The 16,316-nt window shown below is 73.6% G+C and carries 16 protein-coding genes; 13 read left to right on the top strand and 3 right to left on the bottom strand.

Features of this window, described 5'->3' with window-relative positions; genetic code table 11:
• Window positions 1-3: 3 nt before the first annotated feature.
• Entirely contained in the window at window positions 4-642 is a 639-nt protein-coding gene (locus tag ACZ5HG_RS13270; protein ID WP_464177012.1) for a TetR/AcrR family transcriptional regulator, read from the bottom strand.
• Between the two features lie 358 nt (window positions 643-1,000).
• On the opposite strand from ACZ5HG_RS13270, the gene ACZ5HG_RS13265 reads away from it, so the two are divergent.
• The 12 genes from ACZ5HG_RS13265 (at window position 1,001) to ACZ5HG_RS13210 (ending at window position 13,244) form a co-directional block, all read left to right on the top strand.
• A complete protein-coding gene (locus tag ACZ5HG_RS13265) occupies window positions 1,001-2,665 on the top strand; it encodes an ABC transporter substrate-binding protein (protein WP_464177010.1) in 1,665 nt (554 codons plus the stop codon).
• Between the two features lie 83 nt (window positions 2,666-2,748).
• Entirely contained in the window at window positions 2,749-3,600 is an 852-nt protein-coding gene (locus tag ACZ5HG_RS13260) for an ABC transporter ATP-binding protein (RefSeq protein ID WP_464177008.1), read from the top strand.
• A complete protein-coding gene (locus ACZ5HG_RS13255; protein ID WP_464177007.1) occupies window positions 3,597-4,415 on the top strand; it encodes an ABC transporter ATP-binding protein in 819 nt (272 codons plus the stop codon). The genes ACZ5HG_RS13260 and ACZ5HG_RS13255 overlap by 4 nt, the downstream gene beginning before the upstream one ends.
• 5 nt (window positions 4,416-4,420) lie before the next feature.
• Window positions 4,421-5,404, top strand: a complete 984-nt coding sequence (locus ACZ5HG_RS13250; RefSeq protein ID WP_464177005.1) for an ABC transporter permease — start codon at window positions 4,421-4,423, stop codon at window positions 5,402-5,404.
• 3 nt (window positions 5,405-5,407) lie between these two features.
• Window positions 5,408-6,535, top strand: a complete 1,128-nt coding sequence (locus ACZ5HG_RS13245) for an ABC transporter permease (protein WP_464177003.1) — start codon at window positions 5,408-5,410, stop codon at window positions 6,533-6,535.
• The gene (locus tag ACZ5HG_RS13240) at window positions 6,532-8,844 is read left to right on the top strand and encodes an exo-beta-d-1,3/1,6-glucosidase (RefSeq protein ID WP_464177001.1); all 2,313 of its coding nucleotides are present in this window, start codon (window positions 6,532-6,534) and stop codon (window positions 8,842-8,844) included. Before ACZ5HG_RS13245 ends, ACZ5HG_RS13240 begins: the two co-directional genes overlap by 4 nt.
• 248 nt (window positions 8,845-9,092) lie before the next feature.
• Window positions 9,093-9,422 carry a hypothetical protein gene (locus ACZ5HG_RS13235; protein WP_464176999.1) on the top strand — a complete coding sequence of 110 codons (330 nt, stop codon included), beginning with the start codon at window positions 9,093-9,095 and terminating at the stop codon, window positions 9,420-9,422.
• On the top strand, window positions 9,419-9,988 hold the full coding sequence (locus tag ACZ5HG_RS13230; RefSeq protein WP_464176997.1) for a hypothetical protein: 570 nt from the start codon (window positions 9,419-9,421) through the stop codon (window positions 9,986-9,988). The genes ACZ5HG_RS13235 and ACZ5HG_RS13230 overlap by 4 nt, the downstream gene beginning before the upstream one ends.
• Entirely contained in the window at window positions 9,937-11,088 is a 1,152-nt protein-coding gene (locus ACZ5HG_RS13225; RefSeq protein WP_464176995.1) for a hypothetical protein, read from the top strand. Before ACZ5HG_RS13230 ends, ACZ5HG_RS13225 begins: the two co-directional genes overlap by 52 nt.
• Window positions 11,073-11,666, top strand: coding sequence for an ABC transporter ATP-binding protein (locus tag ACZ5HG_RS13220; RefSeq protein ID WP_464176993.1), 594 nt, complete (start codon window positions 11,073-11,075; stop codon window positions 11,664-11,666). The genes ACZ5HG_RS13225 and ACZ5HG_RS13220 overlap by 16 nt, the downstream gene beginning before the upstream one ends.
• Window positions 11,663-12,763 carry a hypothetical protein gene (locus ACZ5HG_RS13215; protein ID WP_464176991.1) on the top strand — a complete coding sequence of 367 codons (1,101 nt, stop codon included), beginning with the start codon at window positions 11,663-11,665 and terminating at the stop codon, window positions 12,761-12,763. Before ACZ5HG_RS13220 ends, ACZ5HG_RS13215 begins: the two co-directional genes overlap by 4 nt.
• Window positions 12,764-12,908: 145 nt before the next feature.
• On the top strand, window positions 12,909-13,244 hold the full coding sequence (locus ACZ5HG_RS13210) for a hypothetical protein (RefSeq protein WP_464176989.1): 336 nt from the start codon (window positions 12,909-12,911) through the stop codon (window positions 13,242-13,244).
• Window positions 13,245-13,307: 63 nt separating this feature from the next.
• Here the strand turns inward: ACZ5HG_RS13210 and ACZ5HG_RS13205 are convergent, their stop codons facing one another.
• Window positions 13,308-14,468, bottom strand: coding sequence for a trans-sulfuration enzyme family protein (locus ACZ5HG_RS13205; protein ID WP_464176987.1), 1,161 nt, complete (start codon window positions 14,466-14,468; stop codon window positions 13,308-13,310).
• Between the two features lie 73 nt (window positions 14,469-14,541).
• Between ACZ5HG_RS13205 and ACZ5HG_RS13200 the strand changes: the two genes are divergently transcribed.
• Window positions 14,542-15,705, top strand: a complete 1,164-nt coding sequence (locus ACZ5HG_RS13200) for a D-alanine--D-alanine ligase family protein (RefSeq protein WP_464176985.1) — start codon at window positions 14,542-14,544, stop codon at window positions 15,703-15,705.
• A gap of 19 nt (window positions 15,706-15,724) precedes the next feature.
• Here the strand turns inward: ACZ5HG_RS13200 and ACZ5HG_RS13195 are convergent, their stop codons facing one another.
• Window positions 15,725-16,282 carry a DUF3515 family protein gene (locus ACZ5HG_RS13195; RefSeq protein ID WP_464176983.1) on the bottom strand — a complete coding sequence of 186 codons (558 nt, stop codon included), beginning with the start codon at window positions 16,280-16,282 and terminating at the stop codon, window positions 15,725-15,727.
• Between the last annotated feature and the right edge of the window lie 34 nt (window positions 16,283-16,316).

Raw genomic sequence — 16,316 nt, 5'->3', positions numbered from 1 at the left:
CCCTCAGCCCTCCCGCAGCACCGACCCCGTCGGTCGCACCACCGCCGCCACCAGCGCCTCGATCGCGAACTCCGACGACCGGGCGAGCTCGACGTCGTCCCGGCTGAGCAGCCACTGCACCTGGAGCCCGTCCATCACGGCGAGGATCGAGGCGGCGGCGCGGTCGATCGTGTCCGGCTCCTCGACGCCCTGCTCGGCGCACATCAGCCGGAAGGCGGCGGCGATCTCCCCGCGCAGGGTGGCGTAGCGGCCCTCGAAGTAGGCGCGTCCGGGGTGGTCGTCGGTGACGGACTCGGCGGACAGCACCGCGTAGGCCTGCACGATGCCGGGGCGCTGCTCGTTGGCGAAGGCGGTGCGCACCAGGTGGCGGAACAGCTCGACGCCGTCCGGGATGCGCTTCTCGTCGAAGCCCTCGACGTCGGACTCGTCGCGGAACTTCAGCACCTCCAGCAGCAGCTGGTCCTTGGACCCGAAGTGGTGCAGGATCCCGGCGTGGGTCATGTCGACCTGCTCGGCGATCTCGGTCAGCGGCCCCTTGTTGAAGCCCTTGCTGCCGAAGGTGGTCATGGCGGCGCTCAGGATGCGCCGACGGCGCTCCAGGGTCTCCGGCCGCGGGCGCGGGGCCCGCTTCTGCGAGGTCATCGCTGTCTCACTCTCTCCTGCCGGGCACCCGGCACCCCGCGCACGTCGGCGTCCGCGCGGTCGTCCGGGCGATTCTAGGGCTCGCCCGTCGGCCCGCCCTGGGTCCCACCCCGTGACCAACTCGTGATCCTGCCGATGGGGAATGACTTACTGACAGTGTAGTAAGGTTCCCAGCAGCACGGTCCCGGACGACGGGGATCACCAGGGCGAGGACGCTCTGAGGCCGGCGGCGAGGTCGCCTCCGGTCGGTGGTCCCCGGCACGGCCCGGCGCGGCACCCGGTGGTGACGTGGACGTGCACCTCTGCGCAGGACCGTCCGGGCCACCCGGTGCGGACGGCTCGTTTCGAAGGAGAAACCATGAGGGTGAAGATCCCGGCGGTCGCGCTCGGCCTGGCCGCCGCCCTGGCGCTGACCGCCTGCTCCGGCGGCGGTGACGACAGCGGCAGCACCAGCACCGGCGGCGGGGGAGCCGCGCTGACCATCGCCAAGCCGGACGGCGCCATCGCCACCGAGTCGAACAACCCGTGGGTGGGTGACGCCTCGGGCATGAAGCTCGGCTACATCAACGCGATCCTCGAGCCGCTCGGCATCGTCAACCTGGTCGACCCGACCGCCGACGTCACGCCGTGGCTCGCCCAGGAGATCACCTGGAACGACGACTACACCGCGGTCGACCTGGTGGCCCGCGAGGGCGTCACCTGGAACGACGGCGAGGACTTCACCGCCGACGACATCGCCTTCACCTTCACGCTGCTGCGCGACAACCCCGAGCTGGACAACGCCGCCCTCGGCGTCCAGGACGTCACCGTCGACGGCAGCACGGTCACGATCACCTTCGCCTCCTCGATGTACGTCAAGCAGGACAAGGTGCTGCACAAGCTGATCGTCCCGGAGCACATCTGGAAGGACGTGGCGGACCCGACCACCGACGAGAACCTGGAGCCGGTCGGCACCGGCCCGTACACGCTGACCCAGTTCTCCTCGCAGAGCGTCGAGCTGACCGCGCGGGACGACTACTGGGGCGGCGACCTCGCCGTGCCGACGCTGTACTACGTGTCGTACAACGACAACACCGCGCTGACCACGGCGCTCGCCAACGGCGAGGCCGACTGGGCGCAGGCCTTCATCCCGAACGTGCAGTCCGCGTACCTCGACAAGGACGAGGACAACGTCTACTGGGCGGCGGCGGGCCTGGGCATCGACGCGATGTTCGTCAACACCGAGACCAAGCCGTTCGATGACGTGGCCTTCCGGCAGGCGATGAACCTGGTGGTCGACCGCACCAAGCACCAGCAGATCGCCCGCGAGGGCGGCGTGCCGGAGCTGACCTCGGTGACCGGCCTGCCGACCCCGGCCGGTGACGCGTTCATCTCGGACGAGTACGCCGACGAGTCCTACGAGGTCGACGTCGACGCCGCCAAGGACGTGCTGACCGACGCCGGCTACACCTGGGACGGCGACGCCCTGGTCGACCCGGACGGCACCCCGGTGTCCTTCACGCTCAGCGTCCCGCAGGGCTGGAGCGACTACGTGACCGGCATCAGCCTGATCGCCGACTCGGCGGCCGCGCTCGGCGTCGAGGCCGCCGTGGACACGCCGGACTCCGACACCTGGTGGGCCATGAAGGGCGAGGGCGACTTCCAGGCGATCCTGCACTGGACCGACACCGGCGCCACGCCGTACGACCTGTACAGCGACATCATGGACGGCCGGTGGCTGCGCCCGATGGGCGAGACCGCCGACTTCAACTTCGGCCGCTTCGACAGCACCGAGGCCACCGCGGCGCTGAACACCTACGCCACCGCCACCGACGACGACGCCCGTGCCGCGGCCCTGGCCGAGGTGCAGAAGATCTTCGTCGAGCAGGTGCCCGCGCTGCCGATCGGCACCCGCCCGTTCATCGCCGAGTACAACACCCGCTCCTACGTGGGCTGGCCCGGCGAGGACGACCCGTACGCCAACCCCGACCCGACGCAGCCCTCGGCCGCGCTCATCCTCACCAGCCTGAAGGCCGCGGGCTGACGCGGCGGGCACGGCCGGCCGGCTCCCTGCTGCCGGTCGGCCGTGCCCTGCGGTCAGGACAGGTGACGACGAAGGACGGTGCTGTGACGACGGACGTGCTGACGATCTCGGACTTCAGCGTGGTGTACGACGTGGACCCGCCGGTGGCGGCGGTCCAGGAGGTGACGCTGGCGGTGCGCCGCGGCGAGATCCTCGGGCTGGCCGGCGAGTCCGGCTGCGGCAAGACGACCCTGGCCTACGGCGTGCAGCGGCTGCTCAAGCCGCCGGCGGTGATCGCGGGCGGGTCGGCGGTGTTCCACGACGCCTCCGGGCAGGACGTGGACCTCACCACCCTGACCGACGCGCAGATGCGCGCGTTCCGCTGGGACAAGGTGTCGATGGTGTTCCAGGGCGCGATGAACGCCCTCAACCCGGTGATCTCGGTCGGCAAGCAGCTGGACGACGTGTTCCGCGCGCACCGGCCGGCGATGGCGAAGGCCGAGCGCCGCGAGGAGTGCGCGGCCCTGCTCGACATGGTCGGCGTGGGCCGGGACCGGCTGCGGTCCTTCCCGCACGAGCTGTCCGGCGGCATGCGCCAGCGCGTGATGATCGCGATGGCGCTGGCCCTGCGGCCGCAGCTGATGATCATGGACGAGCCCACCACCGCCCTCGACGTGCTGGTGCAGCGGGAGATCCTCCAGCAGATCAGCGACCTGCGCCGCGAGCTCGGCTTCTCGGTCGTGTTCATCACGCACGACCTGCCGCTGCTGCTGGAGATCAGCGACCGGATCGCGGTGATGCGCGAGGGGCGGATCGTCGAGCTCGACACCGCCGAGCACATCTACCGCCACGCCCAGCACCCGTACACCCGCCGCCTGCTCGGCTCCTTCCCGAGCCTGACCGGCGAGCGCGGCGACTTCGTGCGCACCGGCGCCGGGAGGGACGAGGACCGATGAGCACCCTGACCTTCGACGGCGTCACCAAGCGCTACCGCGTGCGCGGCGCGGGCGAGATGCTCGCGCTGGACGACGTGTCCTTCACGCTCACCTCCGGGCAGACGATCGCGCTGGTCGGCCAGAGCGGCAGCGGCAAGTCCACGATCGCCAAGATCATCACCCAGCTCGAGCGCGCCACCTCCGGGCAGGTGCTGCTGGACGGGGAGCCGATCCCGCGTCGCGGCCGCGCGCTGCGCCGCTACCGGCAGCAGGTGCGGATGGTGTTCCAGGACCCGTTCGCCTCGCTGAACCCTTACCACACCATCCGGCACCACGTGGAGCGCCCGCTGCGGCTCGACCACGTCGTGCCCGCCGAGCAGGTGGAGGCCGAGGTGCACCGGCTGCTGGAGCGGGTGCACCTGGACCCCGCCGAGGTGGTGGACCGCCGGCCGCACGAGCTGTCCGGCGGCCAGCGCCAGCGCGTCGCCATCGCCCGGGCGCTCGCCTCGCGTCCCGCGCTGCTGGTGGCCGACGAACCGGTGTCGATGCTCGACGTGTCGATCCGGCTCGGCGTGCTCAACCTGCTCGCCGAGCTGCAGCGCGAGCAGCACCTCGGCGTCCTCTACATCACGCACGACCTGGCGACGGCCCGGCACTTCAGCGACGAGATCATGGTGCTGCACCACGGCACGGTGGTGGAGCGCGGCCCGGCCGACGACGTGATCCTGCGCCCCTCCCACCCGTACACCCGCGCGCTGCGCGACGCCTCGCCCGACCCGGACGCGCACTTCGCCGGGCCGGTGGCCGACGGCGACGTGGCCGCCACGAGGAGCTGACCGCCGTGAGATTCGTCCTCCGCCGCACCGTGTTCTACCTGTTCACGGCCTGGGCGGCCATCACGATCAACTTCTTCCTGCCCCGCATGATGAAGGGCGACCCGGTCTCGGCGTACCTCGCCAAGAACCAGGGGCGGATCAGCCCCGAGGCCGCCTCCTCGCTGCGCACCCTGTTCGGCCTGGACGACGGGAAGTCGCTGCTCCAGCAGTACGGCGACTACTGGCTGCTGCTGCTCCGCGGCGACCTCGGCCGGTCGTTCTCCAAGGGCCTGGCCCCGGTGACCGAGGTGATCGGCACGGCGCTGCCGTGGACCGTCGGGCTGGTCGGGATCGCCACGGTGCTGTCCTTCGTGCTCGGCACCGGCCTCGGCTCCTGGATCGGCTGGCGGCGGGGCTCCCGCGCCGACGCGATCGTGCCGGTCGCCACGTTCTTCTCCACCGTGCCGTACTTCTGGATGGGCCTGATCGCCATCGCGGTCTTCTCCACCGGCCTGGGCTGGTTCCCCGCCTCGCACGCCTACGACAAGGGCAGCGTCCCGGCGTTCACCCCGGAGTTCATCGGGCAGGTGATCCAGCACGGCACGCTGCCGGCGCTGACGATCGTGCTCGCCTCCCTCGGCGGCTGGGTGCTCGGCATGCGCAACATGATGGTGACCGTCCTCGACGAGGACTACGTGACCGTCGCCGAGGCCAAGGGCCTGTCGCCGCGCCGGGTGATGGTCGGCTACGCCGCCCGCAACGCCGTGCTGCCGCAGCTCTCGTCCTTCGCGCTGTCCCTCGGCTTCATCGTCGGCGGCACGCTGGTGATGGAGCTCGTCTTCTCCTACCCGGGCGTCGGCAAGCTGCTGCTCGACGCCACCACCGCCAAGGACTACCCGCTGATGCAGGGCCTGTTCCTGGTGATCACCCTGACCGTCCTGGTCGCGAACATCCTGGCGGACGTGGCCTACGCCGTCCTGGACCCGCGCACCCGGCAGATGGAGGGCTGAGCGATGACCGTCCCCACCACCACCGCCACGGCCCCCGCCGACCAGGCAGGCGGCCCGGCGCCGAACCCGCCGAGCACGTCGGGCGGGCAGGGCCTCGGCGCCCGGCTCGGTCGCGGCTTCGCGATGTTCCGCAACGGCAAGTCGCTGACCGGCCTGGCGATCCTCGGCTTCTTCGTGCTGCTGGCCGTCTTCGGCGACCTGATCGCCCCCTACGGCCCGCTGGACAAGGACTTCGACGCGCTGCGCCAGCCGCCCTCCGGCGCGCACTGGCTCGGCACCACCCACATGGGCGAGGACGTGTTCAGCCAGATCGTCTACGGCACCCGCGGGGTGCTCGTGGTCGGGCTGTCCGCCGGGGTGATCGCCACCCTGATCGCGGTCGCGGTCGGCGTCACCGCCGGCTACCTCAGTGGGTGGAAGAGCGAGTCGCTGTCCGCGCTGACCAACGTGTTCCTGGTGCTGCCGGCGCTGCCGCTGATGATCATCGTGGCCTCGCAGTACGACAACCCGAGCCTGCTGCTGGTCTCCGCGGTGCTGGCGATCACCGGCTGGGCGTGGGGCGGGCGCGTGCTGCGCGCGCAGACCATGTCGCTGCGCAACCGGGACTTCGTGCAGGCGGCGCGGGCCAACGGCGAGCCGCTGCACCGGATCATCGCGGTGGAGATGCTGCCGAACCTCACCGCGATCATCGCCTCGTCCTTCGTCGGCACCGTGACCGCCGCCGTGCTCGGGCTGACCACGCTGGCGTTCATCGGCGTCATCCCGATCACCAACCTCAACTGGGGCACGATCCTGTACTGGGCCCAGCAGAACGGCGCGTTCCCGGACTTCTGGTGGTGGTACGTGCCCGCGGGCCTGTGCATCGCCCTGCTCGGCACCGCACTCTCGTTGATCAACTTCGGCATCGACGAGTACGTCAACCCGCGGCTGCGGTCGGCGGGGGAGCGCGCCCGCGCGCTGCGCAAGAAGGGGCTGCGTGCCGGCGGGCCGACCGTGGTGCGCGCGGTGGCGCGCCCGGGTGGTGCGGGGTCCGACGGTGCGGGCGCGGCCGCGGCCGGACCGGGTGATCCGCCCGATCCCGCCCCGCACACCGACCAGCCGTCCCGCCCCACCCCGGAGGACCCCTCGTGACCGTTCGTACCGATGCCGCCGTCGCCGGCTACCTCGACCCCGCGCTGCCCGTCGAGGAGCGGGTGCGCGACCTGCTCGGCCGGATGACGGTCGAGGAGAAGGTCGGGCAGATGCTCCAGCTCGACGCCCGGGACGACGTGGACGACCACGTGCTGCGCCGCCTGACCGGCTCGCTGCTGCACGCCTCGCCCGAGAAGCTCGCCCAGGCGCACGCCGCCGTCGACCGCACCCGGCTGCGGATCCCGCTGCTGATCGGCGAGGACTGCATCCACGGCCACTCGTTCTGGGTCGGGGCCACGATCTTCCCCACCCAGCTCGGCATGGCCGCCACCTGGGACCCGGCGCTGGTGGAACGGGTCGCCCGGGCCACCGCCGTGGAGGCTGCCGCCACCGGCACGCACTGGACGTTCAGCCCGGTGCTCTGCATCACGCGTGACCTGCGCTGGGGCCGGGTGGACGAGACCTTCGGCGAGGACCCGTTCCTGATCGGCGAGCTCGCCTCCGCCATGGTGCGCGGCTACCAGGGCGACGGGCTGGGCGACCGCACCGCCCTGCTCGCCACCGCCAAGCACTTCGCCGGGTACTCCGAGACGCAGGGCGGGCGGGACGCCTCCGAGGCCGACCTGTCGCCGCGCAAGCTGCGCTCCTGGTTCCTGCCGCCCTTCGAGCGGGTCGCCCGCGAGGGCTGCGCCTCCTTCATGCTCGGCTACCAGACCACCGACGGCGTGCCGATCACGGTGAACTCCTGGCTGCTCGACGAGGTGCTGCGCGGCGAGTGGGGCTACACCGGCACCCTGGTCACCGACTGGGACAACGTCGGGCGGATGGTCTGGGAGCAGCAGGTGCAGCCGGACCACGCCCACGCCGCCGCGGCCGCGGTGAAGGCCGGCAACGACGTGATCATGACGACGCCGTTGTTCTTCGAGGGCGCGTTGCAGGCGATCGAGCAGGGGATGCTCACCGAGGCCGACCTCGACCCCGCGGTGTCCCGGATCCTCGCGCTGAAGTTCCGGCTCGGCCTGTTCGAGGACCCGCGCCGCCCCGACCCGGCCGTGCAGGCCGCGGTGATCGCCGCACCGGAGCACGCCGCCCTCAACCTCGACGTGGCCCGGCGCTCGCTGGTGCTGCTGCGCAACCAGGGCGTGCTGCCGCTGCTCGACCCCGGTGCGGTCGCGGGGCCGGACGGTCGCGCGGTGCCCGCGGGTCCTGCGCCGCTGCGCCGGATCGCGGTGGTCGGCCCGCTCGCCGACGACGCGCAGACCCAGCTCGGCGACTGGGCGGGCTCCTCCGGGCAGGCCGACTGGCTGCCCGACGGCCAGCCGCGGGACATGATCACCACCGTCCTCGACGGCCTGCGCGCCGCCGTGCCGGCCGGCTGGGAGGTCGAGCACACCCCCGGCGCGGAGATCCTCACCCTCGAGCCCGACCCGGAGGGCGCCACCTTCCCCGACGGGCAGCCCCGCCCGCCGGTGGTGGTGCCGGCGGTCCCGGACGAGCAGCAGATCGCCGAGGCCGTCGCCGCCGCGCGCCGGGCCGACGTGGTGGTCGCCGTGGTCGGCGACCGGATCGAGCTGGTCGGCGAGGGCCGGTCCACCGCCACCCTCGAGCTGGTCGGCGGGCAGGCGGCCCTGCTCGACGCGCTCGCGGCCACCGGCACGCCGCTCGTCGTGGTGCTGCTCGCGTCCAAGCCGCTGGTGCTGCCGGGCTCCGCGCTGGACGCCGCCGCGCTGGTCTGGGCCGCCAGCCCCGGCATGCAGGGCGGCCGCGCGGTCGCCGAGCTGCTGCTCGGGCTGATCGAGCCGGAGGGGCGCCTGCCGCTGTCCTTCGCCCGGCACGTCGGCCAGCAGCCCACGTACTACAACCAGGTGCGCGGCCAGCACGGCGACCGCTACGCCGACCTCACCCAGCGACCGGCCTTCGTGTTCGGCGAGGGGCTGTCGTACTCCACGGTCACCTACGCCGACCTGCGCCTCGCCGCCGCCGAGGTGGGGCCGGACGACGTCGTGCGCGCCACCGTCACCCTGCGCAACACCGGCGACCGGCCCGTGCGCGAGACCGTGCAGGCCTACGTCAGCGACCGCGTGACCTCGGTGTCCTGGGCCGAGCAGGAGCTCAAGGCCTACCGCCAGGTGCTGCTCGCCCCCGGTGAGCACGCCGAGGTCGAGATCGCCGTGCCGGTGGCGGACTGCACGATCGTGGACGCCCGCGGCCGGCGGGTGGTCGAGCCCGGCGCGTTCGAGCTGCGGGTCGGGCGGTCCTCGCGGTCGACGGACCTGCTGCGGGCGACGTTCACCGTCACGGGCGGCTGAGCACCCGGCGCCCGGGCTCCTCGTCGCCCGGGCGCCGGGTCCGGCGGGGCGGTGGCGGACGGGCAGACGCAGTGATCAGGGACCTCGGTCCCTGGCCGGATCGTCTTCTCCGGTCTCCTCGGCGGGTGCGCTGGTCAGCGCGACCACGGAAAACACACAGGTTCGCGCGCAGCGGTGCTGTGGCCCTGGCTACTCCTGGATGACGGACCGCTGACCGAGGCGGCACATGTTCAGCGAGGAGCACGCTCATGAGAGCGACAAGGATCGTCGGGACCGCGTCTGCTGTGGTCATGCTGGTGGCGGCGTCGATCGTGCCGGCCGCCGCGTTCGGGACCGGGAACGCCATCGGTGGCGCGTGCGGCGGGGGCTGGGCGTGGCGGTCGTACTACTCCAACGGCTACAGCCACGCCACCACGACCGAGGACGGTGCGTGGTGCACGGTCTCCGCGGGGCTCCGGATCTACCAGGCAGAGGTCGCTCGTCAGCCGGGCGCCGACCGCTACTCGCACGTGCAGCGCTACGGCGCCGCGACGTCCGGCGGGTACCACCACCTCGGCTGGTTCACGAGGCACTCGTGAGAGGGCGGCTGCGCACCGGGCTCCTCGTCCTCGCGCTCGGCACGGTCCTGGTGGCATGCGGTGCCGGTGGGATCGTCGGCGGATCGCCGCAGTCCTTCGCGGACGTCGTCGGGGATGCCGAGGGCCATGCCTCCGCGGCGCAGCTGGCGGCGCTGGAAGACGGGCAGATCAGTCACGAGGAGATCCGCCAGGCCAAGGAGCGGCTGTTCGCCTGCTTCGCGGAGCACGGGCTGGAGTACTGGGACGAGGGCACGAACCCTGTCGACGGGTGGTACCCGCTCTACGGCGTGACCGCGGGCCGCGAGGCCGACGACTGCCTGCGCAAGGAGCTGCACTACCTGGCGGTCGGCTGGGACTTCGTCAACGAGGACGTGATGGACCCGGGCCTGATGACGATGATCCAGGAGTGCCTGGTCGCGCAGGGCTGGGAGATCACCGGCACCGAGCGCAGCTTCGAGGACCTGGTGCCGCTCGGGACGGAGGATCAGGCCCGCCTGACGGCGGTGGTCGACGTGTGCTCCTCGGGCGACCCGGAACGTTTCCCGGTCATGGGCTTCGGTCTGTGAGCGGGTCGGTCGGACGGCACCGGTGGGCGCGCCCCGCCGGTGCCGTCGGGCTCGCGCTCTGGGTGGGGCTGCCGGTGTGCGCGGCGCTGCTCGTCGTGCAGGCGAACCTGCGGGCGTCCGAGGTCGAGCACGAACCGGCCTGGGTCCCGGTGGCCCCGGCGGCGGAGACCGTCCGCCACGCCACCCTCTCGTTGCGTTGGGAGCCAGGTCCAGCGGTGCTCGCACCCGCGTGGACGGGGACCGTGCAGTCGGTCGCCGTCGCTCCCGGTGCGACCCTGGCTGCGGGTGACGACGTCGCGACGATCGACGGCGTGCGTCGGATCGCCTGGCACGCCCCGGGTGCGTTCTACCGGCCCGTGCAGCGCGGCGACCGGGGTGCCGACGTGGCGTGGCTCAAGACCCTCCTCGCCTCCGTGACCGCGATCGAGCAGACGCCGGGCGAGGTGGCCGATCGGGCGACAGAACGGGGGATCCGGGCGCTCGCCGGCGCGCTCGGGGCGGGTGACCTCGCCGTCTTCGACCCCGGATGGGTGGTCTACCTGCCCGCGACGCAGGTGGTGGTCGCCACGGTCCCGATGCAGGTCGGTGCACCGGCACCTGCTGCCGGCGCTGAGGTTGCCGCGCAGCGTGAACGGCTCGCCGCCGCCTACGTCATGCCGGCGGGCAGCGCGGTCGTCGACCTCGGTGCCGACGACGATCAGCACGCGGCTCGGGAGCCGATCGACCTGCTCGTCGTGCGTCCGGACGAGGAGGTGCGTCACGGAGACCTGCCCCTCGCGTTGGCGCCGGAACGTGACCGGCTCGCCGAGGACGGGCTCGGGATCATCTCCGGGCTGGTTCCTGGGCAGGGGACGAGCCTCCCGGTGGTCCTGCACGCGCGGGGTGCCGACGGGTGGTCGGGGGTGCCGGCAGCAGCGCTGGCGGTCTCGGTCGAGGGGATGACGGTCGTCTGTGCGCGAGGCGACGGCCTGCCCGCGGAGCGGGAGGTGGAGGTCGTGGCTTCGGGTGATGCCGCCTCGGTGGTGGTGGTCGGTGACCTCGCAGGGCTGAGCGTCCGCGTGCCCGGACCCTCGACGGAGCAGCCGTGCCGGTCGTCCTGACCGACATCACCGTGGCCTTCGGTGACCGGGTCGTGCTGGACGCGCTGTCGTGCTCCTTCGCGGACGCCTCGGTGTCGGCGGTGCTCGGCCCCTCCGGTGCGGGCAAGTCGACGCTTCTCGCCGTGGTCGCAGGCAGTCAGCGCGTTGTCGGCGGCACCGTCGCGGGGACGGCCGGCCGGCGGATCGCGCACATCCCCCAGAACCCGATGGTGCTACCGGCGCGGACCGCGCTCGACAACATCGCGCTCGGTGGTCTGGCGATCGGGTGGTCGGCGGCCCGCTCGCGCTCGCGAGCTGCCGACCTCATGGAGCGGTTCGGGATGTCCTCGCTGGCCGGGCAGCGCACCTACCACCTGTCCGGAGGCGAACGGCAGCGTGTGACGATCATGCGGGCGCTGGCGAACCAGGCATCGATCGTGCTCGCGGACGAGCCCACGGCGTCGCTGGACGAGGAGAACCGTCGGACCGTGGTCGACGCGCTGCTGACTGCGGCGGAGAGCGGGACGACCGTGATCGTGTCGACGCACGACCCCCACGTCGCGGCGCGGGCCGACACGAGTCTGAGGCTGCTCGGGTGAGCCCGGCCGCCGGCTTCTCTCGTGTCGAGGTCCTGCGGGAAGGCATGCGCAACCTGCGGGCGCGACCGGTCGCCACCGCGCTCACGGTTCTGCTCGCGGTCACGCTCGGCGCCGCTGTCAGCCTGTTCGCGATGTCGGAGGTGCGGTCCGCGCGCGGGGTGTGGCGGGCCCAGGTGGCCGCCGGGCTGACGACGCTCTCCGTCACCCCTGCCGGTCAGGGTGGGGCCGGCGGCGTTCCGGCAGCCCGGTGCGAGGCGGCCCGCCAGATCGCGGGGGTGGTGTCCGCGGGTGCGGTGTCTGGGGTGCGACGTGCCCACCCGAGCACCGACCCCGGCACGACGATCTCGATCCTGGAGGTCACGCCGGGCTTCATCCGGGTCGTCCACGACGGTGGCGGTCCGACCGGCCGGGAGTCCGTGGTGATCGGTCGCGACCTGGCAGCCACCCTCGGGCTCACCGAGGGCTCGGCGATGGCCTGGAGCGACATCGACTCCGGCGTCGCCGCGCAGGCGGATGCTGTCACGGTGGCGTCGTCCGGCGCGATGCGAGAGGCCTACGACGCCGCCGTGCTCGTCACGGTCCCCGCGTCCGGCACGGTCGCGGAGTGCCTGGTGCGCGCCGATCCCGGTCAGGAGGTCGCCGTCGCCGCGGCGCTCGCCGGATGGTTCCCCGGGCAGGACCTCCGGGTCCGGCCGGAGCTGGCGGTCGGCACGTTCACCACCGACGCACGGTCGGCGCTCGCGCACCGGACGAGCCAGTGGGCGGCACTGCTCGGAGGTGTCGTGGTCGCACTGGCCGTCGGGGTGACGTCGTGGTCCCGGCGCCAGGAGCTCGCGGTGTATCGGCTGCTGGCGATGCCGCGGGGGATGCTGCGCCTGCTGCTGACCACCGAGGTCGCGCTCGCGGTGTGGTTGCCCGCGCTGCTCGCGATGCTCTGGGTCACGGCCCTGGTCTCGCGAGATCTCACCGTCGACGGCGTCGCGGCCCCTTACCTGCGTGACCTCGTCCTGTGGTGGGTGGGTGCGGTGCTCGCTCCGTTGCTCGGCTGGTCGGTCGCGCTGCGGGTCGCTGCGCTGGACACCGGCCGTGGGCGCTGAGCCGTCGCGTCGTGCACGCAGCCCGATCGCACCACGCGTCGATCGGGTGACCGCCGCCGTTCCGGCCGCCGGCGCCGTCCCGTCGGCGCTACCGTTCCCGCATCGTGCACCCGTGCCGGGGCGCCGCGGACCCGGGGGAACGAGCGTGCGCGGAGCACCGGTGGTCGTGGCGCAGATGGCCGTGGTGCTGGTGGGGATCGGCGGGTGCGGGCTGCTCGACCGCGCCCCGGCGGAGGCCGAGGTCGTCAACCGGTCGGACCAGGACGTGGTGCTGCGACGCGAGGAGCCCGACGGTCCGCACAGCGCCGGGGTCGACGCGGGCGCCTCGGTGCTCATCGCGCTGGACGGGTGCACCGGCACGGGCTTCGTGGTGGAGACCGCGACGGGGACGGCGCTCGCGACCGTCGACGAGCCGTTGTGCCCGCGGACCCGGGTCGAGATCGGCCCGGACGGCTCGGTCACGTACACCACGCTCGACTGAGCGGGATCCGCCGGGTCGGGCGGCGCGCCGGATCCGCCCGGCCGCGCGGCGCGCCGGGCTCGATCACCCGCGCAGCGCCTGGTCCAGGTCCCGCCAGAGGTCCTCGACGTCCTCGATCCCCACCGAGAGCCGCAGCAGGTCCTCCGGCACGGTGGGCGACTCGGTGGCGAACCGCCGCCGGCGCTCGATGCTGGACTCCACGCCGCCGAGGCTGGTGGCGGGCACCCAGAGCCGCAGCGCGGCGACCACGGCGTCGGCACCGGCCGCACCGCCGGCGGGGCGCAGCCCGATGATCGAGCCGAAGCCCGCCATCTGGGCGGCGGCGCGCTCGTGGCCGGGGTCGCCGGGCAGGCCGGGGTGGCGCACCTCGACCACGCCGGGGTGGGCGGCGAGGCGCTGCGCGAGGTCCAGGGCGCTGCGCTGGGCGCGCTCCACGCGCAGGGCGAGGGTGCGCAGGCCGCGCAGCGCGAGGTAGACCTCGAACGGGCCGGCGATGGCCCCGTGCACGGTGCGGTAGGTGTGCATCCGCGCGTGCAGGTCGGCGTCGTCGGCGAGGGTCGCGCCGAGCACCACGTCGGAGTGGCCGGCCAGGTACTTGGTGACCGAGTGCACGACCACGTCGGCGCCGACCGCGAGCGGGCGCTGCACCAGGGGCGTGGCGAAGGTGTTGTCCACCGCGACCAGCGCCCCGGCGGCGTGGCCGGCGGCGACCAGCGCGGGCAGGTCGGCCACCTCCAGCATCGGGTTGGTGGGGGACTCCAGCCAGAGCAGGGACGTCGCGCGCCCGGTCGGGGAGGCCGCGGGGTCGAGGGCGGCGGTGACGGCGGCGGTGTCGGCGACGTCCACCTGGGCGACCTCGACGTCGGAGCGCTCGGCGAGGTCGCGGGCGTAGCCGAGGGTCACCTGGTAGGCGTGCCGGGGGAGCACCAGCCGGCCGCCGTGCGGCACCAGGGACAGCGCCGCCGCGATGGCGGCCATGCCGGAGCCGTAGACCAGCGCGGGGCGGGTCGAGCCCTCCAGCGCGCCGAGGGCCTGCTCGAACGGCCCCCACGTCTCGGTGTCGCCGCGGGCGTACATCATCTCGCCGGGCTGCGGGACGCCCTGGGAGACGTAGGTCGAGGAGAGCACCACCGGGGGGTTGACGGGGGCGCCCTGCACGCGGGCGGGACGACCGGCGGCCACCGCCACGGTCGCGGGGTGCAGTCCGGTGAGGTCGTCGCTCATGCGCGCAGGGTAACCACACCGGTCGGTGTGGGACGCCACCGTCCCACACCCCGGCTCGGTAGGCTCCTGCCCGATGTCCACGACGCCGCAGCCCCAGCCCCAGCCCGTCCACCCGTCCACCGGTCCCGCCGGGCGCGCCCGGGTCCTCGTGCTGTTCGGCGGCCGGTCCGGCGAGCACGCGATCTCCTGCGCCACCGCCGGTGCCGTGCTGCGCGCGGTGGACCGCGAGCGGTACGACGTGCTGCCGATCGGGATCACCCCGCAGGGCCGGTGGGTGCGCGTCGCCGACGACCCGGACCGCTGGTCGATCGTGGACGGGCGGCTGCCCGAGGTGACGGCGGCCGACGAGCAGGTGCTGCTGCCGCAGGAGGCCGGCTCGCGCGAGCTGCGGGTGATCGAGCCCGGGCTCCCCGCCGCCGACCTCGGCACGGTGGACGTGGTGCTGCCGCTGCTGCACGGCCCCTTCGGCGAGGACGGCACCCTGCAGGGGATGCTCGAGCTGGCGGACGTGCGCTACGTCGGCGCCGGGGTGCTCGCCTCGGCGGTCGGCATGGACAAGCACTTCATGAAGGTGGTGCTCGCCGGGGCGGGGCTGCCGGTCGGCCCGTTCGTCACCCTGCGCGGCGACGACCTGGCGGTGGACCGCGACGGCGTGCGCGCCCGGATCGAGGCGCTGGGGCTGCCGCTGTTCGTCAAGCCGGCCCGCGCCGGGTCGAGCATCGGGATCACCCGGGTCACCGACCTGGCCGACCTGGACGCCGCCGTGGCCACCGCCCAGGAGCACGACCCCAAGGTGGTCGTGGAGGCCGGGATCGTCGGCCGGGAGATCGAGTGCGCGGTGCTCGGCGGCCGGGGCGGTGCCCGGGCGCGCGCCTCGCTGCCCGGCGAGATCGTGGTGACCGACGCCTCGCACGGGTTCTACGACTTCGAGGCCAAGTACCTGGACGAGTCCGCCGTCGAGCTGACCTGCCCGGCCGACCTGCCCGCCGACGTGATCGCAGCCGTGCAGGACGCCGCGGTGCGGACCTTCGAGGCGGTGGACTGCGAGGGGCTGGCCCGCGTGGACGTGTTCGTCACGCCGGAGGGCGAGGTCGTGGTGAACGAGATCAACACCATGCCCGGCTTCACGCCGTTCTCGATGTACCCGCGCATGTGGCAGCAGAGCGGGCTGAGCTACGCCGAGCTGCTGGACGAGCTGCTGCGGCTCGCGCTGGAGCGCCCCACCGGCCTGCGCTGAGCCGCGCCGGCCCGGGGCGTCACAGGCAGGAGCGGGTCGCCTCCACGCGGGAGACCGCGACACCCAGCGCGTCCAGGAACGACGCGGACCGCTCGGCGACCACGGCCGCGGGCACGTGCACCTCGACCGCGGGGTCGCGCCCGTAGGTGACGAAGGTCCAGTCGGCGTCCGCGCCGGTGGTCGGGGCCTCGCCCGGGGTCGCCGCCGCGGTGGGGGTCGCGCCGTCGGCGGTCTCGGCGTCGGCGATCACCAGCCAGTCCACCGTCGGCCCCGCGGGGGTCTCCACGGTCACGCACTGCTCGGTGGTCGGCCCGGGCGGCTCCACGCCGCAGCGCAGCGTCACCGCGTCCGCGCCGGAGCCCCACGCCGCCGTCGCCTGGCTGGTGGTCCGCGACCGCTCCAGGTCCGCCAGGGTGTCCGGCAGGGCCAGCACCACGCTCGCGCACAGCGGGTCGGTGGCGTGCGGGGCGACCGCCACGGTCACCGCCGAGGAGCAGCCCGCCAGCACGGGCGCCCCGACCAGCAGGGCCGTGAGCGCGAGGGCGCGGCGGCGCGCGACGACGGGGGAGCGGGTCACCCGGTCACGGTAACCCGGCGCGGACGGCTAGCGT

This window comes from Cellulomonas sp. GTC20042 (assembly GCF_055389595.1).
This window is presented reverse-complemented; position numbering and strand designations above follow the sequence as displayed.